Origin of the sequence: Enterococcus sp. 4E1_DIV0656 (assembly GCF_002140695.1) — a bacterium.
Classification (GTDB): domain Bacteria; phylum Bacillota; class Bacilli; order Lactobacillales; family Enterococcaceae; genus Enterococcus_D; species Enterococcus_D entomosocium.
In genome coordinates, this window is sequence record NZ_NGLF01000001.1 from 490,868 (window position 1) to 516,120 (window position 25,253).

25 protein-coding genes are annotated in these 25,253 nt (G+C 44.0%); 5 read left to right on the forward strand and 20 right to left on the reverse strand.

Going from position 1 to position 25,253, the window contains the following annotated elements:
• Positions 1-283: 283 nt before the first annotated feature.
• From pcp to A5882_RS02285, 11 genes are all read right to left on the reverse strand, one after another.
• The gene (gene pcp / locus A5882_RS02235) at positions 284-931 is read right to left on the reverse strand and encodes a pyroglutamyl-peptidase I (RefSeq protein WP_034872152.1); all 648 of its coding nucleotides are present in this window, start codon (positions 929-931) and stop codon (positions 284-286) included.
• Between the two features lie 30 nt (positions 932-961).
• Positions 962-1,882, reverse strand: coding sequence for a DUF979 domain-containing protein (locus tag A5882_RS02240; protein WP_005233677.1), 921 nt, complete (start codon positions 1,880-1,882; stop codon positions 962-964).
• A complete protein-coding gene (locus tag A5882_RS02245) occupies positions 1,883-2,566 on the reverse strand; it encodes a DUF969 domain-containing protein (protein WP_005233676.1) in 684 nt (227 codons plus the stop codon). It lies immediately after the preceding gene.
• A gap of 196 nt (positions 2,567-2,762) precedes the next feature.
• Positions 2,763-3,830 (reverse strand): 23S rRNA (adenine(2503)-C(2))-methyltransferase RlmN, encoded by a 1,068-nt coding sequence (gene rlmN / locus A5882_RS02250; RefSeq protein WP_010749104.1) that lies wholly within the window; start codon positions 3,828-3,830, stop codon positions 2,763-2,765.
• Positions 3,831-4,135: 305 nt separating this feature from the next.
• Positions 4,136-4,432, reverse strand: a complete 297-nt coding sequence (locus A5882_RS02255; protein ID WP_016612926.1) for a hypothetical protein — start codon at positions 4,430-4,432, stop codon at positions 4,136-4,138.
• An 8-nt stretch (positions 4,433-4,440) separates the two neighbouring features.
• Positions 4,441-4,812, reverse strand: coding sequence for a type II toxin-antitoxin system PemK/MazF family toxin (locus A5882_RS02260; RefSeq protein ID WP_005227961.1), 372 nt, complete (start codon positions 4,810-4,812; stop codon positions 4,441-4,443).
• Between the two features lie 9 nt (positions 4,813-4,821).
• Positions 4,822-5,943 carry an alanine racemase gene (gene alr / locus A5882_RS02265; protein ID WP_008379416.1) on the reverse strand — a complete coding sequence of 374 codons (1,122 nt, stop codon included), beginning with the start codon at positions 5,941-5,943 and terminating at the stop codon, positions 4,822-4,824.
• 121 nt (positions 5,944-6,064) lie between these two features.
• Positions 6,065-6,430: a holo-ACP synthase gene (acpS, locus tag A5882_RS02270; RefSeq protein WP_016612927.1), complete on the reverse strand. Its 366-nt coding sequence runs from the start codon at positions 6,428-6,430 to the stop codon at positions 6,065-6,067.
• Between the two features lie 202 nt (positions 6,431-6,632).
• Positions 6,633-8,159 (reverse strand): DEAD/DEAH box helicase, encoded by a 1,527-nt coding sequence (locus A5882_RS02275; protein ID WP_010749100.1) that lies wholly within the window; start codon positions 8,157-8,159, stop codon positions 6,633-6,635.
• Between the two features lie 290 nt (positions 8,160-8,449).
• The gene (gene murF, locus A5882_RS02280) at positions 8,450-9,799 is read right to left on the reverse strand and encodes a UDP-N-acetylmuramoyl-tripeptide--D-alanyl-D-alanine ligase (RefSeq protein WP_016612928.1); all 1,350 of its coding nucleotides are present in this window, start codon (positions 9,797-9,799) and stop codon (positions 8,450-8,452) included.
• 86 nt (positions 9,800-9,885) lie between these two features.
• Positions 9,886-10,980: a D-alanine--D-alanine ligase gene (locus A5882_RS02285; RefSeq protein ID WP_005233659.1), complete on the reverse strand. Its 1,095-nt coding sequence runs from the start codon at positions 10,978-10,980 to the stop codon at positions 9,886-9,888.
• Positions 10,981-11,162: 182 nt separating this feature from the next.
• Here A5882_RS02285 and A5882_RS02290 point away from each other — a divergent pair, with 182 nt between their 5' ends.
• The gene (locus tag A5882_RS02290) at positions 11,163-12,905 is read left to right on the forward strand and encodes an AarF/ABC1/UbiB kinase family protein (RefSeq protein WP_016612930.1); all 1,743 of its coding nucleotides are present in this window, start codon (positions 11,163-11,165) and stop codon (positions 12,903-12,905) included.
• A 52-nt stretch (positions 12,906-12,957) separates the two neighbouring features.
• Here the strand turns inward: A5882_RS02290 and A5882_RS02295 are convergent, their stop codons facing one another.
• From A5882_RS02295 to A5882_RS02320, 6 genes are all read right to left on the reverse strand, one after another.
• A complete protein-coding gene (locus A5882_RS02295) occupies positions 12,958-13,410 on the reverse strand; it encodes a YaiI/YqxD family protein (protein ID WP_008379406.1) in 453 nt (150 codons plus the stop codon).
• A 167-nt stretch (positions 13,411-13,577) separates the two neighbouring features.
• Positions 13,578-14,243, reverse strand: coding sequence for an ABC transporter ATP-binding protein (locus tag A5882_RS02300; RefSeq protein ID WP_005233653.1), 666 nt, complete (start codon positions 14,241-14,243; stop codon positions 13,578-13,580).
• Positions 14,244-14,253: 10 nt separating this feature from the next.
• Positions 14,254-15,738: an ABC transporter permease gene (locus A5882_RS02305; protein WP_016612931.1), complete on the reverse strand. Its 1,485-nt coding sequence runs from the start codon at positions 15,736-15,738 to the stop codon at positions 14,254-14,256.
• 170 nt (positions 15,739-15,908) lie between these two features.
• Positions 15,909-17,765, reverse strand: a complete 1,857-nt coding sequence (locus A5882_RS02310) for a carbohydrate-binding domain-containing protein (protein ID WP_086372383.1) — start codon at positions 17,763-17,765, stop codon at positions 15,909-15,911.
• Between the two features lie 15 nt (positions 17,766-17,780).
• Positions 17,781-18,458, reverse strand: a complete 678-nt coding sequence (locus A5882_RS02315; protein ID WP_005233649.1) for a DUF4956 domain-containing protein — start codon at positions 18,456-18,458, stop codon at positions 17,781-17,783.
• Complete coding sequence (locus A5882_RS02320; RefSeq protein WP_005233646.1) at positions 18,448-19,170, reverse strand: polyphosphate polymerase domain-containing protein; 723 nt, start codon at positions 19,168-19,170, stop codon at positions 18,448-18,450. Before A5882_RS02320 ends, A5882_RS02315 begins: the two co-directional genes overlap by 11 nt.
• Before the next feature lie 131 nt (positions 19,171-19,301).
• Between A5882_RS02320 and A5882_RS02325 the strand changes: the two genes are divergently transcribed.
• Genes A5882_RS02325 through A5882_RS02335 form a run of 3 tightly spaced genes read left to right on the forward strand, consistent with a single transcriptional unit; the run spans position 19,302 to position 21,781 of the window.
• Entirely contained in the window at positions 19,302-19,976 is a 675-nt protein-coding gene (locus A5882_RS02325) for a response regulator transcription factor (protein WP_005233644.1), read from the forward strand.
• Positions 19,977-19,979: 3 nt separating this feature from the next.
• Entirely contained in the window at positions 19,980-21,296 is a 1,317-nt protein-coding gene (locus tag A5882_RS02330; protein ID WP_005233642.1) for a cell wall metabolism sensor histidine kinase WalK, read from the forward strand.
• A gap of 11 nt (positions 21,297-21,307) precedes the next feature.
• On the forward strand, positions 21,308-21,781 hold the full coding sequence (locus A5882_RS02335) for a GNAT family N-acetyltransferase (RefSeq protein ID WP_016612933.1): 474 nt from the start codon (positions 21,308-21,310) through the stop codon (positions 21,779-21,781).
• Between the two features lie 351 nt (positions 21,782-22,132).
• Here A5882_RS02335 and udk read toward each other — a convergent pair whose 3' ends face one another.
• From udk to A5882_RS02355, 3 genes are all read right to left on the reverse strand, one after another.
• Positions 22,133-22,756 carry a uridine kinase gene (udk, locus tag A5882_RS02345; RefSeq protein WP_086372384.1) on the reverse strand — a complete coding sequence of 208 codons (624 nt, stop codon included), beginning with the start codon at positions 22,754-22,756 and terminating at the stop codon, positions 22,133-22,135.
• A gap of 83 nt (positions 22,757-22,839) precedes the next feature.
• Positions 22,840-23,523, reverse strand: coding sequence for a YjjG family noncanonical pyrimidine nucleotidase (locus tag A5882_RS02350; RefSeq protein WP_016612934.1), 684 nt, complete (start codon positions 23,521-23,523; stop codon positions 22,840-22,842).
• A gap of 14 nt (positions 23,524-23,537) precedes the next feature.
• A complete protein-coding gene (locus tag A5882_RS02355; RefSeq protein WP_016612935.1) occupies positions 23,538-24,254 on the reverse strand; it encodes a 16S rRNA pseudouridine(516) synthase in 717 nt (238 codons plus the stop codon).
• Positions 24,255-24,554: 300 nt separating this feature from the next.
• Between A5882_RS02355 and A5882_RS02360 the strand changes: the two genes are divergently transcribed.
• Positions 24,555-25,169, forward strand: a complete 615-nt coding sequence (locus tag A5882_RS02360; RefSeq protein WP_005227923.1) for a 50S ribosomal protein L25/general stress protein Ctc — start codon at positions 24,555-24,557, stop codon at positions 25,167-25,169.
• The last annotated feature ends 84 nt before the right edge of the window (positions 25,170-25,253 follow it).

The following is a 25,253-nucleotide window of genomic DNA, read 5'->3' on the forward strand; positions in this document are numbered from 1 at the left end:
TCAAACATTCGTTAAATGCTATTTTTCCTTTCTTTATTTATAAGAAATAAAGCGAAAAAAATAATAAAAAAACATGGTTAAATGTAACTTACATTCATTTTCTGTCTGCTTTTTTCATTTCAGTCATCAAAATGAGAAATGTCTGATAGAAAAGTAAACATGCAGAAAACAAGGATGATTTCTTATCAAATTCAGACAAAAAAGACCTGATCGCATGCTTACTGATCAGGTCTTTTCATTTTAAGAACTTTTGTTTTGTCCTCGAAAGGATGTCCTTCAATGATTAATGGATCGCGCCGCCAATCGCTTTTAAATCTTCTTTGTCGGCATAATCAACGATAGCTTCCACTGCTGCAGTTAATCCTTTGGCGATGTCTTCGATGCTCATTGCAGGCTGTCCTGCTTTATCGACGACTTGCTGAGGAATAAATGGCACGTGAATAAAACCGCCTTTCATTTCAGGGTATTTTGTATCGATCATGTATTGTACTTGATACATGATGTGGTTGCAGACGAAGGTTCCAGCAGTATTAGAAACGGCTGCAGGTATTCCTGCTTTTTTCATATTTTCTACCATTGCTTTGATTGGCAGTTGTGTGAAGTAGGCAGGCTTTCCTTCTGTTTGGATCGCTTCATCGACGGGTTGATTGCCTTCATTATCAGGAATCCGGGCATCATCCACATTGATTGCCACTCGTTCTGGTGAGATGGCAAACCGGCCGCCCGCTTGACCGATGTTTAAGACGACATCTGGGTGGACCTCTTCAATTTTCTCTTCGACGATCGCCGCTGATTTCCCAAATACAGTGGGGATCTCTACTTTCACGATCTGTGCACCATGAATTGTATCTGGCAGTAATTTCACTGCTTCTAAGGCAGGATTGATTGCTTCTCCGCCAAATGGATCAAATCCGGTAATTAATAGTTTCATTTCCATCATCCTTCCATCTCTGTTTTACCACTAAAATGCCCAAAAGTACATTAAAGCGATGTGGATCACTAACAATAATAAAGCAATTGGGGCTTGTGCTTTAATGACACCATTAGGGTCTTTCATCTCTAACAAAGCCACTGGCAGTGCATTGAAATTGGCTGCCATCGGGGTCAGCAACGTGCCGCAAAAACCAGCGGTCATTGCTAAAGCACCAGCAACAACTGGATCGCCGCCTTGCGCCATTACGAAAGGTACGCCAATACCGGCAGTTATAACGGTAAATGCTGCAAAGCCATTTCCCATGATCATAGTAAAGATCATCATTCCTAAACAGTAAGCCACGACACCGATAAAACGATTGCCTTCTGGCACGACGCCAGAGATTCCTTGAGAAATCACATCACCAACACCAGCAGCGTTAAAAATGACACCTAGTGCTGCTAATAACTGCGGCAAGATACCGGCAGTTCCGACTTGGCGAAGCATCCGGTCGGAATCGTCTAACACTGTTTTTGGTTTAGCGGAAGTTAGCACGACTGCCAACAAGAGTGCTAAGATCGACGCGATCCCGATCCCCACTTGGCCCCCTAATGGTGTATAAGAAATCACCACAGCGATCAATGCCAAGCTGATACATGGTACGAAGATCGTACTACCGATCCGTTTTGCTGACGCTTCGGCTTTTTCATCATCAACGTCGACGATTTTACCGATCTGTACTTGTTTGAAGAAGGTCAAACAGCCCATCAAAACGATCAAAATTCCGTCCACAAGATACGGCAAAAAATTTCCGAAAGCAAAGACGACCCCTAGCAGTAACCAAAAGGCAGAGGTGCCCAATCGTGTAGGATGGTCTGCTTCACGAAAAACCCGGACAGCCGTCATGATCGACAGCAGCCCAATCAAGATATAAAAGAATTCTAGTAATCCGTTAACGATTCCTTCCATCTATTTCTCCTCCTTCTTGCCATATTTTTTTGCTAATTTGCGATCAAAGAGCAAGTTCGATAACGTGGCAATAACTAAGACGATCAATGCGATCGGCAATGATGCTTGAGCGATCGAACTAGCTGCCACATCATATCCAAGTGATTGCAACGTTCCTACGATCAACAGCACACCAGAAGCAGCCACGAAGGTATTTTGCGCAAAGAAATTCCCGAAATTTTCATTAGCGGCAGCCCGAGCTTTGATTTTTTCCTGATCTTTTTCATCCAGTTCCCCAAATTTATTTTCCCCAGCAGCTTGCGCCATCGGGTTAACGATTGGGCGGATAAATTGCGTATGTCCTTGGATCCGAATAGAGAAAAAGCCAGCAAGTTCCCGAATAAATAAGTACAAACTCAAAAACTTCCCTGGTGTTAAGCCTTTGATTTTTTCAATCAATATGACGGCCTGCTGTTTCAAGCCAAAACGTTCCGACAAGCCGACCATTGGTAATGTCAACAAGAACAGTGTAACGAGTCGATTATTGACAAACGCTTCTCCTAACATTGTTAAAAAATCAACAACAGAAATTCCCGATACAAGCGCGGTGACAAAACCAGCAACGATTACGACAGCAATAGTATCTAGCTTCAGCAAAAAGCCGACTAAAATAACTAGAATACCAATTAATTTAATCCATTCCATCAAATCATCCTTTCACAGTAAGTTATTTTTAATGAATACCAGCTTTTAGTATAATCTATTTTTTTCTTGTAAAACAATGTTTTTTGAATTTTCTTTACAGGAATACGCTTTCTTTAAGGCGTTTTTTAATTGCTTAGATAATAAAAAACCAAAAGAAGAACTGCGCTTGTGCAGTCCTTCTTTTGGTTTTTTTTGTTTAAGAAGCAGAAGCTTCTTTTTTCATTTGTTTGCTTCGCAGCTGTCCGCATGCTGCGTCGATATCTGTCCCATGTTCTTTACGAATCACACAGTTGATGCCGTTTTTCTTTAAAATGTCATAAAAAGCTAACACATCGGCTTTTTTACTTCGAGCATATTGGTCATGCTCACTCACTGGGTTATAAGGAATCAAGTTGACGTAAGACAATTTCTTTTTATCCTTCAATAATGCTGCCAACTGACGGGCATGTTCCGGTCGGTCGTTGACATGATCCAGCATGATATACTCAAACGTGATGCGACGATTGGTTTTTTCTAAATAATAATCGACCGCTGCCATCAGTTTTTCAATCGGGAAGCTCCGATTGATCCGCATCATGGAGGTTCTGACTTCATTATTTGGGGCATGCAGCGAAATCGCTAGGTTCACTTGCAAGCCGTTCTCCGCAAACTCTTTGATTTTATGCGCCAAGCCGCTGGTTGACACGGTAATATGCCGCGCACCGATCGCTAAACCTTTTGGGTCGTTAATGATCTGCAAGAAATGCATCACATTGTCATAGTTATCAAAGGGTTCGCCGATCCCCATGACGACTACGTGAGAGACCCGTTCTCCCTCGTTGCGTTCATCAAAATAGTGTTGTACTAACATGATTTGAGCCACGATCTCGCCTGCTGTTAAATCCCGCTGTTTCTTTAATAACCCACTGGCACAAAAGGTACAGCCGATGTTGCAACCGACTTGGGTCGTCACACAAACCGACATGCCATACTCTTGACGCATCAAGACCGTTTCAATCATGTGATTGTCGGGCAATTGAAATAAATACTTGACGGTCCCATCACTGGCTTCTTGTACCACCATCTGCTTCAGGGGATTGATCACAAAGGCTGCCGTCAGTTTCTCAATCAAAGGTTTCGGTAAATTGGTCATTTCTTCAAAGCTGGTTACTCGTTTTTCATAGAGCCACTCCCACACTTGGTTGGCTCGAAATTTCTTTTCATTTTGTTCAGTTATCCACAAAGATAGATCTGATTTGGTAAGTCCATAAATCGATGGGTTCACTTTTTTCCCTCTTTTCAAACTAGTCGCTACATACTATAACTGAATTCTTTGTGAAAAGCAACCGTACCTTGGTTGTTTGTCAAAGCAAAACCGTTGCTCTACTGCGCTGGTTGATCATTTTTTCGATGCTCAATGTTCCCATCCATCACGCCATCTTACTTGAAATAGCTCTCACAAACATTTTAGTCATAAAAAACAAGCAGTGAATGAACCAACTCCTGTGAAATAAATGGAGCAGCTCTTTCCTGCTTGTTTGCTTTTCCTTGAAGAGATACTCTCTCATGGGCACTGCTTTCTTCACATGATCACCCTTCAAAAGAAAGGACTCGGCCTTCTTTGGCGGTCAACATCCCCCGTTGCGGTGGCTGTAGCTGTAAATAAAGCTGGAGTGACATTTCTAATATCAGTTCTTTGTCTCCTTGTTGAAAAACGCCGTAATAATGGGTCTGTTCCCGTTTCTCTTCATATGTATGACTGACAAGGTAATACCCTTGTTCCATGGTTTCGTTGCGCTTTTTGGTTTCTGAAAGAAAACGGCGAATATGTTTATAAGTAAAGAGAATCAATAAAATGACAACTACTATTAATACTACATACCCCATTGCTTGTTTTACACCTCGATCGTTGATGTAGCAAAGGTCGGCTCCACACCAATACTGATCATCAAAGCAGCATCGACTTCACACATCACTTTATCGTCTAAATGACAAACTTTTTCTTTCAACCGACTTTTGTCGATCGTGCGGATCTGTTCCATCAAAATGACGGAGTCTTTGCCAATCCCTGTGCAAGAAGCGGAAATCCCAATGTGGGTTGGTAATTTCGGCTTCGCCATTTTTGCCGTGATCGCCGCAATGATCACGGTGGGACTGAAGTGATTGCCCAAGTCATTTTGAATGATCAAGACCGGTCGTATTCCGCCTTGCTCCGATCCAACGACTGGTGAAAGATCGGCAAAATAAATATCTCCCCTTTTTACCATAGGACCACCCTAACTTTTATATTCTCGCGGAACCCTTGCTGAGAGGGTGCACGCTACTTCATAGTGAATCGTTTCTAACTGGTCTGCAACATCCTGCATCGTAATTCGTTTCCCATGATTCTCACCAATCAACGTGACCGTTGTACCGACAGCAAAGGCTCGCGGCAAACGAATCATCAGTTGATCCATACACACCCGACCGACGATTTCACAAGGTTCACCTTCTACTAAGAGTGAGAAGCCTTGCATTTTTCGTAACCAGCCATCCGCATAACCGATAGGCACAGTGCCGATCCATTCCTGATGGGGCGTGATATATGTCTCACCATAGCCAATCCCCGCTCCTTTTTCAAGTAATTTCACTTGGATCAGTTCAGAAACAAGTGAAAGGGCTGGTTTTAAGGAAAATGGTTCCTTCAATGCATGACCTGACGGATTCAATCCATACATCGCGATCCCAAAACGGACCATATTTCCAACGGCCTCTTTGTGCCACAAGGAGGTCGCGCTATTGCCTGTATGTATATATGTCGGCAAATAAGGCAAAACAGTTAAGACTTCTTTAAACCGCTGGTGCTGTGTTTCCCAATAAGTTGTATCAGCTTGATCGGCTGTGGAGAAATGGGTAAAGATTCCTTCCCAATCAAATGTGGGATGAGTTTCCAACCAAAGAACGGCTTGAAGCACTTCTTCTGGGGTCAAAAAACCGATTCTCCCCATGCCGGTATCCACTTTGACATGTACTTTAAGCGGTGTCTTTATAGGATTCTCCTCCAAATAAGTACCGGCTTCTACCAACCAGTCCATCGAAGCGACTGGAAAAGAAAAATCGTATTCTGCAAGTAAGGGAATATCTTGCACGTTCACAACCCCTAAAATCAGCAGCGGGTCAGTGATTCCTGCTTCTCGCAATTCGATTGCCTCATCGATCGTCGCAACGCAAAAACCGGCTGCACCGCCTTCTTTGGCTGCTTGAGCAGTTTGTACCGCTCCGTGCCCGTACCCATTGGCTTTTACCACCGCAAAAAGAAACGTCTCGCTTGGTAAGTGAGCAATCTCATTTTTGATGTTTTCGGTAATCGCGGTCGTATCAATAATCGCTTTCGTTGGTCTATGGTAAGCAACCACCATTTCCAGTTCCTTCTTTCTACTAATGCTTGATCAGACAAACAAATTAAGTTGGTTTTATGTAGTCGGCTGTTCGTCCATAAAGTATCGTCGTTTTTTCACCAAGTGACGACTTCCACTCAGGTTACTCACTATCCGATAATTCTAAGATAATTTGTGCAAAGGCAGTATCATTTGTATGGGTGATACTGACAAACGTTTTTTCTAAAGGGTGCGGTGCTTTGGTAACGATCGGTGCACCGAATTCATTGGTCAAGACTTCAATATCATGAAAAGAAACTTTGCCGATCCCCGTCCCCCAAGCTTTCGAGAACGCTTCTTTGCAGGCATAGCGCCCCCCGAGGAACTCTACCTGACGTTTCAGGGGCAAACGGGCAAATAATTTTGCTTCCTTCTCCGTTAAAATACGCGTTATAAACTGAGGTTTTTTTTCAATTAATTCTTTCATTCGAAGCAGCTCGACTGCATCGATCCCGATTCCTTTAATCATTCTTCTCGCTACCTTTACTTAAGATAGGGGTTTCCAAATTGGAATTGGCCCTTGTTTAGCTAGTTACCATTCTACCAAAAAAATGGCGAATTACCATTCAAATCTGACGAGTTTATACGGAGATTAAGATTTTCAATCACTCGTATTTGTTTTTTATATAAAAAAGACCTTGCAAGTTTCCTTACAAGGTCCACAAAATCAATTAGTCTTGGTTATTTCTGATAACGAAACCGCGTTTTTTGTCGTTGCTACGGCGATTGTTTTTACGGGCACCATCTTTTGAATAGTTACCACGGGCTTTATTGCCGTTGCCGCCGCCACGGTTCCCACCGTTTTCTTTGCGGTTACGATTGCCGCCATTGCTGTTATTGCTGCGACGTCCGTTTTTATTGAATGATTTTTTTCCTTGAGGTAATGGGCGTTCTGGTGTAATTTTGACTGGTTCTAAATCAGCTGGATCTTTCGCCATTGTTTTTAGAAGCAGTGCTGCTAAATCTTGTGCAGAATAACGCTCCAAAAGATCGTCGGCTGCTTGCAAGTATTTATCCAAACCATTTTCATCCAATTTTGTTTCAACAGATTCGATTGCGGCACCTAATTGACCTTTAAAAGCTTCTTTTTCGGTTGGTGGGCGCATTGGTGTCATCCGTTTTTTCGTTAAGTTTTCAATGACATGCAAGTAGCTCATTTCGTTTGGTGTAACGAAAGTCACTGACATTCCGCCTTTTCCGGCACGACCTGTACGTCCGATCCGGTGAACATAGCTTTCAGGATCTTGAGGGATATCGTAGTTGTAAACGTGTGTAACACCAGAAATATCTAATCCGCGAGCTGCTACGTCTGTGGCAACTAAGATATCTAATTGACCACTCTTAAATGAACGTAAAACGCTCATTCGTTTTTGTTGAGAAAGGTCCCCATGAATGCCTTCAGCTTTGTAGCCACGGGCTTCTAAACCACGTGCCAATTCATCAACGCGACGTTTCGTACGACCGAAAACGATCGTCAATTCTGGTGATTGCACATCCAACAAACGAGTCATGACATCGAATTTTTCGTAATCTTTTGAGCGAACATAATATTGATCAATCAAATCAGCGGTCATTTCTTTGGCTTTGATTTGAACATGTTCAGGCTCTTTCATGAATTTCACGCCGATATTTTTGATTGCTGGCGGCATTGTTGCTGAAAATAGTAACGTTTGACGAACATCTGGCACTTGGCTGATGATTTTTTCAATATCTTCCAAGAAGCCCATGTTCAACATTTCGTCTGCTTCATCTAATACAAGCGTTTCAACCGTACCTAATTTTAAGGTGTGGCGGTTGATATGGTCTAACATACGTCCTGGCGTACCAACTACGATATGGGGACGATCTTTTAATTGACGGATTTGACGGCCGATATCGGCTCCACCGTAAACTGCTTGAACGCGAATTTTTTTGTCTTTACCAAGACGATACAATTCTTCTTGGGTTTGGATCGCTAATTCACGGGTTGGGGCAATCACTAATCCTTGTAGTTGATGGTTCGCTGGGTCGATTTTTTCTAACATTGGCAAACCAAATGCGGCGGTTTTACCAGTACCGGTCTGTGCTTGACCGATCACGTCTTTGCCTGCTAAGGCTAATGGAATCGTTGCTTCTTGGATGGGTGTTGCTTCTTCAAAGCCGGCACGCTCAACAGAAGTCAATAATTCGTTGGATAATTCTAGATCTTTAAATTTCAAATGGATCCTCCTAGGCTGGTCATCTTTTCGATGCCTGTTTTTCTATCATCGAAGCGTAGGTTAGTTCTTCAGAAACACAAGAGTAGTCCCATTTACTCTTATCTTTCTCTCGGTACCGAAAAACCGCTTCACGAAGGCATTATAAAAGGCTAAAACAAGTGTTGTTTGTCTCAGCCATCATTTTATCTCAAAACGTCAATGTTTTTTACAGTAATCATTCTGTGCTTCATCTTTCGGCGTTAGATAAGTATAACACGTTTTGAAAGTTTCAGCAAGATTTCAACTCCGCTTTACATTCCTTTTAGTGCATCAACGACTTCGCTCAAGCCCATGCCATTGCTCCCTTTGATTACCAAGCTGTCGGAAGGTTCTAAAGTTTCCTTTAAGGAGGCGATCAGTTGTAGTTTTTCATCTGTCGCAAAATAGCGCACCTTGTCAGCCAGTGGTGACTGAGCTAGTCGTTTTTGCAATGCTTGCATTTCTTTGCCATAAAGAAAAACTAGTTGGAACGAGTCATCTAAATGTGCGGCCATCTGCTCATGCATTTGTGCAGAATCTGGTCCTAATTCAAGCATATCTGCCAATACGGCGATCCGTCGGCCTTCTAACGGCAATTTGCGGAAACTATCCAATACGAGACCCATGGCAGTCGGATTGGCATTGTATATATCGCTCAAAATCGCTGCTCCATTACCGGCAGTCACCCATTGGGTCCGATTTTTCGTTAATTGAAAATGCGCCAAGCCCTCCTTGATGGCTTCATTTGATACACCAAAATGACGTCCTAAACCAATCGCGATCAAGGCATTTTTGACATTATAACCGCCTAATACCGGTAAGGTAAAAGTCGTACCTGCTACCGTAAAAATCGTTTGATCTTGCGATTCCTCTACGATGTCTCCTTGCAGATCTCCCTCTGTTAAGCCAAAAGTTTCAATGGTCTGCGTCAAGTTAGGAACAAAGGGGTCTAACAATGGTTCATCCACCGGCATCATAAAGAAGCCGTCTTTTTTCAATCCTGCGGTGATCTCCATTTTGGCTTTGGCGATCCCTTCTCTGGACCCTAAGTTTTCAATGTGGGCTTCGCCAATCAACGTGATAGCAGCAGCATCAGGTTCTGCTAAGCGCGAAAGGACTTCGATCTCTCCTGCATGGTCCATTCCCATTTCTAAAATCAACACTTGCGTATCTTCTGGTGCATGCAAGATAGTCAAAGGCACGCCTAGTTCATTGTTATGATTACCTTGAGTTTTGTAGGTCTGGTATTTTTGTGCCATAACCGCGTCTACCATATCTTTTGTGGTTGTTTTCCCATTACTTCCGGTAATAGCGATGATTTTTGGCGCAAGTTTTTCTTTGTAGGCTCGTGCTAACTGTTGGAACGCTTTGACAGTATCCGTGACGGGGATCACAAGGATGCCTTGCGGTGGTTGGATGGTGGGATGACTCCACAATGTCGCGATCGCACCATTGTCTTTGGCTTGTTGGGCAAATTCATGTCCATCCCGAGTCCCCGCCAAGGGAACAAAAAGACTGTTTTCTTTGATTAGACGGCTGTCAAACTCCACAGAGGCAAGTGGTGTCTCATTTTCAATTGGCTGACCAAATACGGCAGCGGCTTCTTTTACAGTAAAATTCATCAGGTTCGCTCCTTTTTTACAAAAAAAGAAAGCACAAGATCGCTTCAAGTATTTTCCTTGAGTTGAGCTGGCTTTCTTCCTGCTATTTATTCTGCTTCTTTTTCATTCTCTGCTTCAACTTCTGCTTCTTCCACATTCGTCAAGAAAGAACGTCTTTGGTTGAAACGATTCATCCCTAATTGGATCAATTCTTCAATCAAATCACCATACGGCAATCCGGTCTTCTCCCATAACAGTGGGTACATGCTGAATTCAGTGAATCCCGGCATCGTGTTCAGCTCATTTAAAAAGAGCTCGTTTTTATTGGTCAAAAAGAAATCACAACGGCTCAACCCACTGCCGCCCAACATCGTATAGGCTTTTTTCGCAAACTCTTGGGCTTTGGCTTGTGTTTCTTCGGGAATTTGCGCAGGAATCTGCATCTCGATTCGGTTGTCAATGTATTTGGAATTGTAATCATAAAACGCAACATCTTTTACGATTTCTCCCGGCATGGTGGTCCGCACGTCTTCGTTTCCAAGAACAGCGACTTCGATCTCACGGGCTTCGATTCCTTGTTCAACGATCGCTCGGGTATCGTAGCGATACGCTTCTTGCAACGCATTTTGCAGTTCTTCGCGGTTCTCGGCTTTCGAGATACCGACACTTGATCCCATGTTGGCTGGTTTGACAAACATCGGATAAAGGAGACTGCCTTCGCATTGATCGAAAATCTTTTTCGGATTTTCTTTCCACGCATTTTTCAAGACTGGTACATACGGAACTTGCGGAATTCCCGCAGCTTGCAAGATGTACTTGGTCATGATTTTGTCCATCCCACAGGCACTAGTCAAGACACCAGCACCGACATAAGGCATTCCGATGGTTTCTAAAAACCCTTGGATCGTGCCGTCTTCGCCGTTTGGTCCATGGAGCAATGGAAAGACGATCGCGTCTTCTTCATAGATGGCCCCAGGTGAAATTTCTTCCCCTTTGGTCTCTTCGTTGGTCAATGCCAAAGTATCTGGTGACGTTGGCGCCTCAGACAATAATGGGCCTTTTAACCAGCGTCCTTCTTTAGTGATCATTACTAATTGAACTTGGTAGTAATTATAATATACAGCATTAACAACTGAAAAAGCGGATAACAGTGATACCTCATGCTCTGCACTGCGTCCCCCGTATAATAAAATGATTTTCAAAAGAATTTCCTCCTGTATTCATTGATTCTACCAAACTAAGTCTTCCACATTTTAGCACAAAATCGACCAACCGGCATTAAATCTTGCAGAAATTTCTTTAAGCTTACACAGTCGTTAGTTGAATGTTTTTCATTTTGTCAGTACTATGAATATATCACGGCACGTTTAAAGAGGTGGGACCTATGACAGAACAAACTGCTCCTTCTAGAAAAGGACGATTAAAACAAATCCTTCAAGTCTTTTTGAAATACAAAGTCGTTCAAAATATCAGCAAACAGCAGCATCCCGAAATGGTGCGTCAAGCGTTTGAAGAATTAGGACCAACATTTATCAAAATCGGGCAGATGCTTTCGGTCCGCAATGACCTGCTTTCCAGCACTTTCGTTGATGCCTTCAAGCAGTTACAAGACAATGTCAAAAGTGATCCATTTCCCAAGGTCAAAGCACTGCTGGAAGCAGAACTACAGCAGCCACTAACGGAAGTTTTTTCCGCTTTTGATGAAATCCCAGTCGCCTCAGCTTCCATCGGACAAGCCCACCGAGCAAACTTGATCAGCGGCAAAGAAGTGATCGTCAAAGTGCAGCATCCGGGAATCATTGCGGCGATTCAAGTGGATCTCGATCTTTTTGAAAAGGCTCTACCGTTGGTTCGTGCAATTCCAGAAGCCAATGTGGTGGATTTAAAAAGCGTGTTAAGCGAAGTCAGACGATCCCTTGCCAATGAAACAAATTTTTTACAAGAGATGAAAAATGCGCAGGAATTCTACCGTAACAATCACCAAAACCCGCAATTGGCATTGCCAAAAGTTTATCCCGAATGGTGCACCCAAAAAGTATTAGTCATGGATTACATGGCCGGTGAAAGTTTGAACTGCTTGCTGACCCGCAGCAATCAAGATATCGTTTATGACAATCAGTCCGTGAAAGCAGTGAAAAAACAAGTGGGAACGCTATTAGTCGAAAACTTTATGAAGCAAGTCTTTGAAGATGGCTTCTTTCACGCTGATCCGCATCCTGGCAATCTTTTTTTACATGTCTTCACAGATCAAACCAACCGACCAAAACCATTCCAAGTCAAACAGCGCGTCGGTGTCCTCGGCGGTGTTGATTATTCATTGAAGTGGCAAGAAGAAGCGATTATGCCGCCTTACCAAGTGATTTTCTTAGATTTTGGGATGATGGGACACTTGGATCAGTCATTACGCAGTCGCTTAGCTGATGCATTGATTGCTTTGTATACCCAAGACACCCAAGAAGTCGGCAAAGCTGTCTTGCGTTTGTGCAACAGCAGCGGCAGTTCCTTTGATGAAGTCGCCTTCTATCAGGATCTTCAAAAATTTGTTGAAAACTACTATAATATGCCGCTAAAGGATATCGACTTGCAAAAAGTGATGGGGGAAGTCATCACGATCTGCCATGATAACCAACTGCAGATGCATCGAGACATCACCTTGCTGATTAAGGCTTTTGGCACCTTGGAAGGTGTGATCAAAGCCTTAGACCCCGAATTATCAATGATGGAAGTCACTCAGCCTTTTGCACAAAAATATTTCTTACAGCAGCTGAGTATTGAAGACGAGGTGAAAAAAAGCGCCTTGGCAACCGCAAAAAGCTTGCGGGCACTTAGCCATCTTCCTGATCGAACCTTGGCTGTCTTAGACACTTTTGCGACTGGTAAACACCGGTTAAATTTAGAGATCCGCGAACAAAAACAGCTATTGGATCGCTTTGATCAGATGGTCAATCGACTGGTGATCGGTATTATTCTAGCTGCGGTCATCCTTGGCTCTTCCTTATTGGTGGTCGCCAGCCCGCAACAAGGAGCCTTCGTCCATCAGATGGGGATCTTCGGATATACCTTGGCATTTTTCGCGATCGTAGCTTTAGTCGGCAAATACTTTTATGATCGTTTTCGTAAGAAATAAATAAGCACCTTCAATTCCCGTGTTTCATGCAGAAGCTGGGTCTTGAGGGTGCTTATTTTGCAAGGGTCTGTCGCAATTCGTTTTCAAAGATTCGTTTGAAGACTTCCCGATCCTCTTTCGTAAAGGGCTTCGGTCCTTTTGTGCGCTTGCCTGCTTTACGCATCTGCGCACCTAAGTAGCGTTGACCTAATAAAAAATCGATCGTTTCTGGCAAATACTCTGTACTGTTATGGTGAAAAACTCGTGCTTTTTTGGGCAAGACTAACGAGGCTAAGCCATAATCTTGGGTGACGAGAAAATCGCCGGGTTCTATCTCCTTCACGATTTCATAATCCGCGCGATCCGAGCCTTTGTCGACATAGACAAAGTGGACATGGGCGGGATAGTCTTTGGTCGTATAATGATCGACACTGGTCACGATCACTACCGGCAGCTGATACTGCTGAGCCAGTTCAATCACTTCATTTTTCACCGGCGAACCGTCGCCGTCAATAAAAAGCCGCATCTGCTTGCTCCTCTCAAAAGTTCCTTCTTTTACAATTACTTCTATTGTAAGAGGAGCACCTAGAAGATGCAAGCAGACTTTGCGGTATTTTCATTTCAGTCTTGCTCAATGAGGGAATAAGAATGACGATCTTTGTCTCACTAACTAGCAGTTACCATACGCAAAGCTCACCTTTCAATTTTAGAAAATGCTCGTTCCTTCAACTCATAAACGACATCGCAAGCCTTTGCTACTTCTTGTTCATGGGTCACTAAGATGATACATTTTTTTTGCTCATGGGCAATTTCTTGAAACAGTTTGACGATTTCTTTAGATGTCGTTTCATCCAAATTTCCAGTCGGTTCATCGGCTACGATCAGCTCATGTTCACAGCACAACGCGCGAACGATAGCGACCCGCTGCTGTTGCCCACCCGATAATTGGGTCACTTTTTTCAGTGCCAGCTCTTCCGTGATGCCAACTTTGGCTAAGTTGGCTAAAGCATAGGCCTTTTTATCGGCTTGCTGCGACTTCGCGATCGCCATGGCTGTGATCACATTGTCCAGTGCCGACATATAAGGCAATAGATTATACGCTTGGAACACGATGGAAACATCTTTGCGGCGGTATTCTCGCAATCCGATTTTTGCTAACGTTTCTTCATTGTAGAAAATCTTTCCTTCTTTCGGTGTATCTAGGCCCGTGATCAGTGACAGGAAAGTTGTTTTCCCCGATCCGCTGGAACCTAAGATCGCATACATCTTGCCAGGTTCAAAGGTCAAATCAACGTCACGAAACAGCGCTTCTGCTTCGCTTTGATACCAATATCCTAATTGTTCTGTTCGTAATGTCATGTCGTTCCTCCTAAGAAACCAAGATTTTTTTCGGATTCAACCGCAAAATGCCCGCGGAAGAGAGTAAGATCGAGCCAAAACTGATCCCTAGACCGAGTAATGCCAATAAACCAATTTGTTGAGGGGAAACGGTGATCTCCAAGGACTCCACTTCTGCTGATTGGGTGAAGGATGGGAAAGAACCACCACGATTTCCGCCCATTTGCGGCATCTCCCCGCCTCCAGGACCAGCGTTTTCAGTGGCTGCTTGATCAGTCGTTGTCTCTGTTTGTTGTGCCAATAATTGCTCTCCGACGGCATTCCCGACAAGATTGCCGCTAGCGGCCGCGATCCCTAAAGCAAACACCATACAGACAAAAATCTCTGTGAAAAACTGTAGGATCACTTTAGCCCGTGACTCGCCTAAAGAGAGCAATACACCAATCTCATAGCGACGTTCCCGAATCGACATCATCACGATCAACGTCAAAATAATGATACCGGCAGCAGCAACTAACACAATAATATTTTTTGCAAAGCTAGCGACATTATTCAATGGTGTCAGCATCGACTGATACATTTGATCGTTGGTTTGAATGCTGTAGGTTTCTGTATCGATCAACCCTTCCGCTTCTTCCACGAATGCTGTCATCTCAGACGGATCACTCAAGGTATAGGTTGCTGAATCAATGGTGTCCTCATTGCCGCTCAACGTATTGGCAAGAGTATAAGAGGCAATGATCGTGTTGGCTGGGTTGAGAAAGTTAAACATTTGGCTCATGCTGTTGCCAACTTCACTCGTTTCATAGATTCCCTTGATCGTCACTTCTACTTCATTGTCCTCTGCATCAGTGATCGAAAACGTATCTCCGACCGCCAAATCATTCGCTTCAGCTAGTGAGGATTCGATCAGGACTTGGTTCGTACCTTCATCCTCAGAAGTAATTCCTTCTCCATCCGTGATCGTCGCTGTTCCTTCCGAAAAAGTCGTATACGCCGCACTGCTTGATACACCAGTGATTTGGAAATCACCCGTACTCATATTCCCACCAGGCATTCCTCCTGGCATACCGTCCATTTGCCCCGTCTCGCTGCTATCGGTTGCTTCTGACTCTGTCGATGAGTCACTGCTGGAGATCGGTTCGATCCCGCTGACGGCATCAGCAGAGGTGCTGACTTCAAAACTATATGAGGCAACCCCGTCTAAATCGGCGATCGCTTGGGCATCAGTAATCGCTACTGGTGTCGATTGAAAACTCCCTGGATCTGGTCGGGTGCTTTGGTCATCGCTGTCAGAAGAAGAGCTCCTTTGCTGAAAAGCCTGCTCGCGGTTTGCTTGCAACGTCACAGTTGCGCCAACACTTTTCTGGGCATTTTCAGTCGCTACTAGTGCCGCACTGCGAATCGTCAGACCCGCCAATACAAAAATCAAGATTGCAGAAAATACGGCGATCAGCAACAGGCTCCGGCCTTTTTTCGCCCATAAACTTTGGAGACCTCGTTTCAAAAAATTCATCTTTGTTCCTCCTGAATAGCTATTTATTGTCTTTCGACTATAAGGATCCTAGCTTAAATTGACCTTAAACCGTCTCCTGATTTTTTGAATCATAGAAACAGACCGCAACGGCTGCCTGCGATCTGTTCGATTTATTGATAACCATTTGGTGATGATCGGTGAAACTTCAACTAACGACCAAAACCACCGCCCATCTGATTGGTTGTCGCTGTTGCACCTGATTGGGTCAAGTTAGCGATAGTATCCGTGACGGACAATGTTCCTAACTCTGTCCCATCACTGAGGGTTCCGCCAGCATAATAACCGGAGACTGCTTGTGCATCATTCGTCCCACCACTGACCAACGTATAGCTGCTATCGGTCAAATCTGGGCTGGAAAGAACCACGTGTTGGTAGCTTTTGCTTGGGGCATAGGACAAGATCGTCTGACCTTGACTGTCCTTTAAGGTCACTAGGGTCTCGGCTGATTGGGTTTGATCGAAACTGATTCCGATCGACTGTTGATTACCACCGCTAACGTTCATGGCCATATCGGTCGTGCCTGCCGCTAACAAGACGCCGCCGGTGAGTTCAAATGTGCCGTTATAGTCCAAAGCACCATTGCCACCGGTCGTTGGACCATTTACGATGACGACGCCATCACTCATGGTGACATTGCCATTACTATCCAGGCCATCCCCTTCGGCATCAATGACCAACGTTCCACCAGTGATCGTGATCTGTTTACTGTCATCCGCGGTATCGCCGCCGCCAGGGCCGCCGCCAAAACTGTCTTGACCAAATTGTCCCGTTGTTTCATCCGTATCACTGCCACCACCGGCATTGATCCCATCATCGCTAGCCACGACGTGTGTCGTGCCACCTGCAATCGTGATTACACTTGCTTCTAATCCTTCATAGGATTCTTCGATAGAAATCGTTCCGTCGGAGATCGTCAATTCATTGTCGGCGTGGATCCCATCATCGCCACTGCTGGCAGTGATCGTGCCACCTGCAATGTTGATCGTATCATTGGCATGCAAGCTATCATCCGCACTATCGATCGCAAAGGTGCCGCTGCTGATGGTCATCACACCGCCAGCTTTCAATCCTTTGTAACTTTCATCCGTCACTAGCGACTGACTTTGGGCTCCGTCAGCCGTTTTGATCGTGATATCAGCTGATTGGATGCTTAAATTTGTTTCTGCTTGGATCCCGTCACGACCACTTTGGATCGTAAAGGTACCACCATCAATCGCAACGTAGCCTTTTTCCGCATCTTCCGTATTATTCGCTTGGATGCCATCTCCTTCAGTGGTGTTCAGTGTGTAGTTCCCCGCCAAGATCGACACGGAATCTTTTCCTTTGATGGCATTGTTTTTCGCTGTGATTTCAATCGTCCCCCCTGCTAAAACCAAATCATCTTTGCTGCGCAATCCGTTGCTGTAATTTCCTGTGATCACCAACGTCCCATCGCCGTTGATGGACAAATCTTCTTTACTATAAAAGGCAGCATCTGGTTCTGTCTCGCCTTCAGCCAAGGTGTAGCTGCTGCCATCCGTCAGAGTATTCGTCGTATCACTGGCTAAGGTCGTGATGACTTTTTCTGCTTGTTCGATGACGACGGCCGCCCCGTCTTCATTGGTGATCGTGACACCGGCAAAGATCAGATGGACTTTTTCTTCTTTGTTGACGTTGACAACCAGTTGGCCATTACTTAACGACCCGCTGACGACATAGGTGCCGGCTTGGGTGATCGTCACGGTTTGGTCTTCCACTGAAACGCCATCAACAGCCGTCGTGTCGCTGCCATTCAATTCAAGTTGCGTAGCAGTTGCCTCATCGTAGGAAGCATCAACATCTTCTTCTTCGTAACTACCGTAATAGTCCACAGAATCATCAAGGGTCGTTGAAACGTTGGTCACTGCGGCAGAACCGGAAACTGCTGCTGCGGAACTGGAACTGCTGCTCGTGCTAGTACTATCGGTTTGCCCGCAAGCGCCTAAGAGCAGCGATGAGAGCAAGAGTGGATAAATGAGTTTTTTCATAAAAGGTTCCTCCTTCTACAGCTCATCGCGGTTAGCGGTGAGCTTGCCTAAAACAACAGGTAAATTGCCATTACGAACCCGAACTTCATCAATGATTTGCTTTTCTTGCGCTTGGTCTTTTAACAGCAACTGATAGCGCAATTCATACAAGCTTCCCATCGTCGTCGTTCGAACCGATGTCAGTTTGGCAGAATGCGTATATTTTTCAAAGAGATCATCGAATAATTGTGGATAATCCAAATCTTCCGGAATCGTGACCTTCAGTTCCCGTTCACTCGTGGCTTGTCGATCGCCAAAGGGCATCGTATATAAAAGGGTCAAGAAAAGCGCCACGATAATGGAAAAAATGACAACATAGCCGACATACCCCATCCCAGTTGCCAGACCGATCCCCATCGACCAAAAGACGCTGGTAATCTCTCTAGACCCCCCGGGAACCGAGCGGAAACGAATCAAACTGAAGGCACCTAAGATCGCCACCCCTGTGCCAAGATTGCCGTTGACTAGCATGATCACCGATTGAACGAGAATCGGTAAGACTGCCAAGGTAATGACGAAGTTTTTCGTATAGACATTGCGGATCATATGGATCGCTGCCACTAATAATCCTAAAAGCAATGAGGCGGCGATACAGATCAATAAGCTACTCCATTCAAGGGTGCTCGTATCGCCAGAAAATAGACTAGATAACATGTAACCGTTCCTCCTTCTTGAATAAATGCCGTTGATAGGTTTGGGCATATTTTGAAAAGCTGCCTTTGCGCACACTGTATTTGTTCAGCAGTTCCACAAACCATATTGGATAAGAGCCGAGGGCTTTGACTTCCATCAACACTCCGACTTCCGGTGCTACTAGTGCACCGTCACTACCGGAACCTAACATGAGATCGCAGGTGCGAAAGCGAATGTTTTGATCGAACGTCACGCGAAATTCACTATCATCATCAACAAACAGCGACAGGCGATCATAGGCAATCAAGACTTTTGGTAGCAGGTCCGGGTTTTTCTTAAATAACCAGTGGATCTCCGCGGCGATTTGCGGGGCTTCCTCCATTGACGGCAAGACCCCCGTTTGCAACCAGCGGCAATAGTCAGCATAGGGCATCGGAACGCGGCGTTTGTAGACCACGCCACTGACTTTCTTCTTGATCTCTAAAAAAATCAACTGTTGCTCTGTCGGTACCCCATAGCTGCGGACCCGAAATTTTTCTTTGTATTTCGGTTTGTCCATCGAATGACGAATAAAGCGGTAATCCTGGGTATCATAATACAAGGACATAATCGTGTGTTGCCCATATTCATCGATCGCCATTTTTTGCTGCAACTCGCCAAGAAATGCTGGAAATTGCTCCTTAGTCAATAGATATTTCGTCTCTTTTCTTTGAAAGACTTTTTTTAATTTCATAAAATGTTCCTCCCTTGAAATCCATGCACTGAATTTACGGCAGCTATCTTAAATGCAGCTTAAGACAAAACAGTTTTTTTAAGCATTTTTTATGCTATTCGTGCTATTCTTATCCTTAAAGAGGTGGGAACATGATTAAATTATTAGTAATCGAAGATGACAAAACATTATCTGAAAATATGAAAGAGATCGTCAGCGAAATCGGTGAAGTCACGCAAGCATATGATGGCAGTGAAGGCTTGTACGAGGCGGAAACGGGGATCTATGACTTGATTATTCTTGACTTGATGATGCCTGAGATGAACGGCTATGAGGTGCTTTCAGCATTACGAAAAAAAGGACTCCAAACACCCGTCCTGATTTTAACAGCCAAAGACGGCTTAGAAGACAAAGTAACCGGCTTTCAAAAAGGGGCTGATGATTATTTGACCAAGCCTTTTTATCGGGAAGAATTATTGATGCGGATCAAAGCGTTGCTAAAACGCTCCTTAGGTTTGTTCAATGAAAATACACTGGAATATAACGGGTTGCTCTGTAACCTTGGCACCAACGAGGTCAGCTATCAAGGGGAGCTTTTACCGATTCAAGGGAAAGAATTTGAGCTACTGCTCTATTTTCTACAAAATAGAAACATTATTTTGACCAAGGAACAGATTTTTGATCGCATCTGGGGGTTCGATTCAGAAACGACCCTGACTGTCGTAGAAGTCTACATGAGCAATCTGCGAAAACACTTGCGCCAGACAGGAATCGACAAAGAGATCCGTACGTTGCGAAATGTCGGCTATATTATGCAAGGAGCCTAGTCTATGAATAAAGAACGCTCTAAGAGACAACGGCTGCACTCCTTTCTCCTAAATGTCAGTGCCTTTGCTTTGGTCTTCTTACTTTTAGGAACGATCGTGCTCCAATTATTCAACCAATCGGCTTATCGTCAAACCGATATTTCTTTGGAACAAGCAGTCAAAGATACCCGCTTGATCCAAGCTGAGATCAGCGCTTCGCAATCCAATCTAGAGGTATTGCCACCAGATAGTGCAATGCCGAAGATCCCTGGTACCAATCGCTTCAACACCCAGTTGATCCTCTGGTCTGAGGACGGCGAGATTTTAAACAAACAGACTTTAGGCGGCCGTTTTTCACAATTGGCAAGTCTATCTTTAGATACGAGCCATTTAGACAGTATCACGTCTTTTTCAGTGGTGGATCAGTCCTTGTCAGAGGAAGAAGAGACACTTTTGTTTCGCTCAATCACCACCAAAGCCCCAACCAATGACGCCGGGGTCGGCTATATCCAAGTCTTAGCGAACACCAATCAAATCAAAAATGCCATGAACAATTTCCAAACCATCTTGATTTTATCGATGATTTTTTTCTGGATTCTCTCGATCGGGATCAGCTACTTGCTTTCCAGCTTGAACATGCGCCCAATTTTAGCCTCGTGGAAGAAACAACAAGAATTTGTCGAAAATGCTTCTCACGAGCTGCGCACACCATTGACGATCATTCAAAATAGTCTGGAGCGCCTGTTTACCAAGCCCAATCATACGATCATTGAAGAATCTGAAAGCATTGCACAAGCGTTAGCGGAAACCCGACGGCTAACTGGATTAACGGCTGATCTACTAACGATTGCCCGCAGTGATTCCAATCAACTGCTGTTAACGAAAGAAACCGTCGAATTAGTTCCGTTTATCGATGACTTAGTCAAACCTTTCAAAGAAATTGCCGAACTGGATCAAAAACATTTTATTGTCGAAAATTTTGCCAAAACGACCGCTTGCTTTGATCAAAAGAAAATTCATCAAGTCCTCGTGATTCTCCTAGATAATGCCTTAAAATATACCAGCAGTGGTGATAAAATTACGCTCTTATCGGAGATTTCTAACAAGCAATGGCTGATCGAGGTCAAAAACACGGGACCAACTATTTCCGATGAAGAGAAAGCTCGCATCTTTGACCGCTTCTACCGCGAGGATCGTTCTCGCTCCAAGGAGACCGGCGGCTATGGTTTAGGCTTAGCGATCGCCAAGCAAATCGTCGAAGAGCACAAAGGACAAATTCTGGTCAAAGATCTGCAGCCACGAGGGGTTATTTTTCAGATTCGCTTACCTAAAGAAGGATAAAGGAGAAAAAAATGCAGGTCATCACCCTTAAAGAACACCCTGAATACTTAGCAGAAGCGATCCGTTACTTCCAAAAACAGTGGGCTGGCCCCGATTCCCTCATGGTTTATGAAGACAGCCTGACCCATAGTTTTTCAACAAGCATTTTGCCGCAATGGCTACTGCTGGTCAACGAAGAAATCGCAGCAGACGGACCTTATCAAATCATCGGCTGCGGCGGCTTGATCCCCAACGACTTCATCAGTCGGATGGATTTGACGCCTTGGCTTTGCGCCTTGTATGTGGACCCTTTGTGGCGTGGCCAAGGCGGTGCCCGCCTTTTGATCGAAACAGCTAAACAGCGCGCTGCTGGAGCTGGTTTTGATTCTCTGTATCTATGTACGGATCTTTCTACTTTTTATGAGCAGTTTGCTTTCGAACCGATCGGCACTGGCTACCACCCTTGGGGAGAGTCTTCCACCATCTATCGCTGTTCTCTCACGTAAATAAACAAAAAAAGCTGTGAACAAAATTGTTCACAGCTTTTTTCACTCACAGTACTATTGCTAGTAGAATACCCTATCTCCACAAAAGGAATATTCCGACACCCTACAAATCCGGTAGGTTGCTTACGCGGTGTGCCTCTGCTATCAATCTGGTCAGCTAATGCTAGACCTTCTCGACTCGTCGCATGAGGATTACTTTACCATAAAATTAGTCGGAATACTACTGTTTTTTTTTATAAAATCAAAAACTGCGGATAAACATCTTTCAAGAAAGAGCACTTATCAGCAGTTTTACATGAACCAGTTGTTTCTTCTCAAAAGAAACGTTCAAATCGATGGATTCAAGAAACCTTAGGATAAGAAGGTTGCCACTTTGGTCGTAATCAAATCAATGGCTACGTGGTTTTCGCCGCCTTCTGGTACGATGACATCAGCATACCGTTTTGTCGGTTCGATAAATTGATGATACATCGGTTTTACGACCGTCAAGTATTGTTCGATCACAGAATCCAACGTCCGGCCACGCTCTTCCATATCACGTTTGATCCGGCGAATGATGCGAATATCATCATCTGTATCAACATAAAGTTTAATATCCATTAAATTACGCAAACGTTCATCTTCTAAAATCAAGATCCCTTCCAAGATAATGACTTCTTTGGGTTCTTGAATGATCGTTGCTTCGCTGCGGGTATGAGCGACATAATCATAGACAGGTTTTTCGATCGTTTGATATGCAAGCAGCTGCTGCAAGTGATCGATCAACAAATCAGTATCAAATGCAAAAGGATGGTCATAGTTGGTGTTCAACCGTTCTTCAAAGCGCAGATCACTTTGGTCTTTATAGTAGGAGTCTTGTTCAAGCATCATAATAGAATGGTTGGGGAAATGATTAAAGATCGCCCGACTCACGCTTGTTTTTCCACTACCTGATCCACCTGTCACACCAATAATAATGGGCTTGCCATTCGTCATTCAATTAACCTCTTTCATCTTAAAAAATTCACACTGGTTCTATTATAGCGAAAATTCGGCAAATTACTACTGTTTCTGTAGAATCAGTGCTGCAATAAAGGAAGTAATTGCTGCAAGCGTTCGATCTCAAAGGTAGGCTGAATCTCACCACTGTTTTTTTTCTTTGGATTAAACCAAATCGTGTCGATCCCTGCCAATTGTCCGCCTAAGATATCTGAAGTCAGTGAATCGCCAATAATGACTGTTTCTTGTTTTTTAACGTTTGGTATGCGGGCAAACACGTAGTCAAAATATTCTTTCATTGGTTTTTGATAACCCGTGTCTTCTGAAACAAAAATATCACGGAAATAGGGCTTCAATTTGGCATCTTCCAAGCGACGGTACTGGGTTTCAGAAACCCCGTTCGTAACCACGTATAGGTCAAAATGCTGCGCCAACTCCGCTAAGATCTCATCACTGTTGTCTAACAGTTTATGTCCTTCATTTAGAAATTCTCGGTACGCCAATTCAACTGCTGGACTATCGACCTGAATGCCTTGCGTTTCAAAAAACAAGCCGAAACGCTCATTGATGACTTGGTCTCTCGTGATTTTCCCTTGCTCAAACTGCTGCCACAAATCATGATTGATCGTTTGATAGCTTTGTTTGCGCTCTGGAGTCATTTCCAAGCCATGAGCTTCAAACAGTGCTTTTAAGGCTTGATCTTCGGTATCTTGAAAGTCGAGGATCGTGTCATCGACATCAAATAATAATGTTTTATACTTCATTTTCTCCCTCTTTCTCAGCGGAAATGCGCCGCCAGTCCTTTTAATTCTTCTTGCGTCAGCGAGCGATAACTGCCCACTGCTAAATCATCTGGTAGAACCAGCGAACCCATCGCTGTTCGTTTCAGCTGAATGACTTTTTTCCCTCGGGATAAAAACATCTTTTTCACTTGATGGAACTTGCCTTCAGCAATTTCTAACGAAACAAAGGAATGATCCGCTCGGGCATCGATGATCGTTAGGGCAGCTGGTTTGCAAGTGACACCACCATGAAAGGTGATCCCTGCAGCAAATGCCGCCACATCCTCAGGAGTCACCAAGTCATTGACCACCACTTCATATCGCTTGGTCACCTTTTTGGTGGGATGCAGCAAGTCATAGCCTAACTGACCATTCGTCGTAACTAATACCAACCCTTCCGTGTCCCGATCCAATCGACCGACGGCATAAAGATCAGGATGTTGATCTTCGGGTGCAATCAAAGCGATCACTGTCTGGTGCTGTTGATCCAGATTGGCTGTAACGACACCCTTGGGCTTGTTGACGATATAATAGCGTTCCTGTGTTTCCAACTGCCGCCCCGCAACCATGATTTGATGCAAGCTGCTATCGACGTTGCGCTCGGGCCTTCGCTCAATCCTATGATCCACAAAGACTTTTCCTTGCTGAAACAACCGTTTCATCTCTTTCCGGGATGTATTCAATTGTTGCTCGATCACTTTATCTAAACGCATAAATTTTTCTCCATAGTGGCTATTATAGCTTAGGATTTAGCGAAAGGAAACTGCCAGGATTTCAAATGATTTGACTTTCTTTGTCTTTTTGCGTAAGGTTAAAGAGTAAAGTAAATATAGTTTCTCATACACAGCGTTATGACCTGGTGGAGAAAAGTTGAACCAAAACTTTCTGGGGCAGTTGTGTACACAACTGCCCTTTTGCGTGTTTTCACTCACGTACCACTTAATGTGCAGAGTTAACAAAATTTGCTTAAAAAATCTCGTTACTAACGAGAAAATTTTAGGAGGAATTGAGTTATGTCAGTATCATTAGAAGTTACGAAAAGAGAAGTTCGCCCACGTTCTTTACGGAACAAGTTGCGTCACGAAGGAAAAGTACCTGCAATTGTCAATGGGTACAAAGTAGAAAGCACACCGATTGCTGTCAATGCAGCAGAATTAGAAAAAATCTTGCGTGAAAATGGATTGAATACCGTAATCACGATCAGTTTAGAAGGCAAAAAAGTCAATACACTGATCAAAGAGTATCAATCAGATACCTTCACACGCAATTTAACCCACGTTGAATTCCTATCTGTCGATATGAATGAAGAAACAGAAGTAGAAGCAGAAGTAACCTTAATTGGTGAATCTGCTGGTGTCAAAGCTGGTGGTGTTCTAGCACAAAACTTGTATACAGTCGTTGTATCAGCAACACCAGACAAATTGCCTGAACGTGTTGAGATCGATGTGACGTCATTAGAGATCGGCGATTCATTAACAGTGGCTGATCTGCCTAAGAACGACGAGTACACGATCGTGACCGATCCAGAAGAACAAATCGTTGCGGTTACTGAACCACAAGAAATCTCTGAAGATGAAGAAGCCGGCGAAGCTGCTGAACCAGCAGTTATCGGTGAAGACGAAGAGTAATCATAGAACACCGTTCTTAAGACCACGTCTTCAATCAACAGACACTTCTAAGAAATGTAGGACTCTTGAAGGGATTTCCCTTCA

What these genes read in the sequence shown, in the direction of transcription:
- A5882_RS02355 (WP_016612935.1), bottom strand. Translation starts at nt 24,254, where the DNA reads ATGCGTTTAGATAAAGTGATCGAGCAACAATTGAATACATCCCGGAAA.
- A5882_RS02300 (WP_005233653.1), bottom strand. Translation starts at nt 14,243, where the DNA reads ATGACATTACGAACAGAACAATTAGGATATTGGTATCAAAGCGAAGCA.
- A5882_RS02240 (WP_005233677.1), bottom strand. Translation starts at nt 1,882, where the DNA reads ATGGAAGGAATCGTTAACGGATTACTAGAATTCTTTTATATCTTGATT.
- A5882_RS02325 (WP_005233644.1), top strand. Translation starts at nt 19,302, where the DNA reads ATGATTAAATTATTAGTAATCGAAGATGACAAAACATTATCTGAAAAT.
- A5882_RS02350 (WP_016612934.1), bottom strand. Translation starts at nt 23,523, where the DNA reads ATGAAGTATAAAACATTATTATTTGATGTCGATGACACGATCCTCGAC.
- alr (WP_008379416.1), bottom strand. Translation starts at nt 5,943, where the DNA reads ATGGTGGTTGCTTACCATAGACCAACGAAAGCGATTATTGATACGACC.
- A5882_RS02245 (WP_005233676.1), bottom strand. Translation starts at nt 2,566, where the DNA reads ATGGAATGGATTAAATTAATTGGTATTCTAGTTATTTTAGTCGGCTTT.
- A5882_RS02330 (WP_005233642.1), top strand. Translation starts at nt 19,980, where the DNA reads ATGAATAAAGAACGCTCTAAGAGACAACGGCTGCACTCCTTTCTCCTA.
- murF (WP_016612928.1), bottom strand. Translation starts at nt 9,799, where the DNA reads ATGAATTTTACTGTAAAAGAAGCCGCTGCCGTATTTGGTCAGCCAATT.
- A5882_RS02320 (WP_005233646.1), bottom strand. Translation starts at nt 19,170, where the DNA reads ATGAAATTAAAAAAAGTCTTTCAAAGAAAAGAGACGAAATATCTATTG.
- A5882_RS02310 (WP_086372383.1), bottom strand. Translation starts at nt 17,765, where the DNA reads ATGAAAAAACTCATTTATCCACTCTTGCTCTCATCGCTGCTCTTAGGC.
- A5882_RS02315 (WP_005233649.1), bottom strand. Translation starts at nt 18,458, where the DNA reads ATGTTATCTAGTCTATTTTCTGGCGATACGAGCACCCTTGAATGGAGT.
- acpS (WP_016612927.1), bottom strand. Translation starts at nt 6,430, where the DNA reads ATGATTAAAGGAATCGGGATCGATGCAGTCGAGCTGCTTCGAATGAAA.
- A5882_RS02295 (WP_008379406.1), bottom strand. Translation starts at nt 13,410, where the DNA reads ATGCGGCTTTTTATTGACGGCGACGGTTCGCCGGTGAAAAATGAAGTG.
- A5882_RS02255 (WP_016612926.1), bottom strand. Translation starts at nt 4,432, where the DNA reads ATGGGGTATGTAGTATTAATAGTAGTTGTCATTTTATTGATTCTCTTT.
- A5882_RS02360 (WP_005227923.1), top strand. Translation starts at nt 24,555, where the DNA reads ATGTCAGTATCATTAGAAGTTACGAAAAGAGAAGTTCGCCCACGTTCT.
- A5882_RS02305 (WP_016612931.1), bottom strand. Translation starts at nt 15,738, where the DNA reads ATGAATTTTTTGAAACGAGGTCTCCAAAGTTTATGGGCGAAAAAAGGC.
- pcp (WP_034872152.1), bottom strand. Translation starts at nt 931, where the DNA reads ATGAAACTATTAATTACCGGATTTGATCCATTTGGCGGAGAAGCAATC.
- A5882_RS02290 (WP_016612930.1), top strand. Translation starts at nt 11,163, where the DNA reads ATGACAGAACAAACTGCTCCTTCTAGAAAAGGACGATTAAAACAAATC.
- A5882_RS02260 (WP_005227961.1), bottom strand. Translation starts at nt 4,812, where the DNA reads ATGGTAAAAAGGGGAGATATTTATTTTGCCGATCTTTCACCAGTCGTT.
- udk (WP_086372384.1), bottom strand. Translation starts at nt 22,756, where the DNA reads ATGACGAATGGCAAGCCCATTATTATTGGTGTGACAGGTGGATCAGGT.
- A5882_RS02335 (WP_016612933.1), top strand. Translation starts at nt 21,308, where the DNA reads ATGCAGGTCATCACCCTTAAAGAACACCCTGAATACTTAGCAGAAGCG.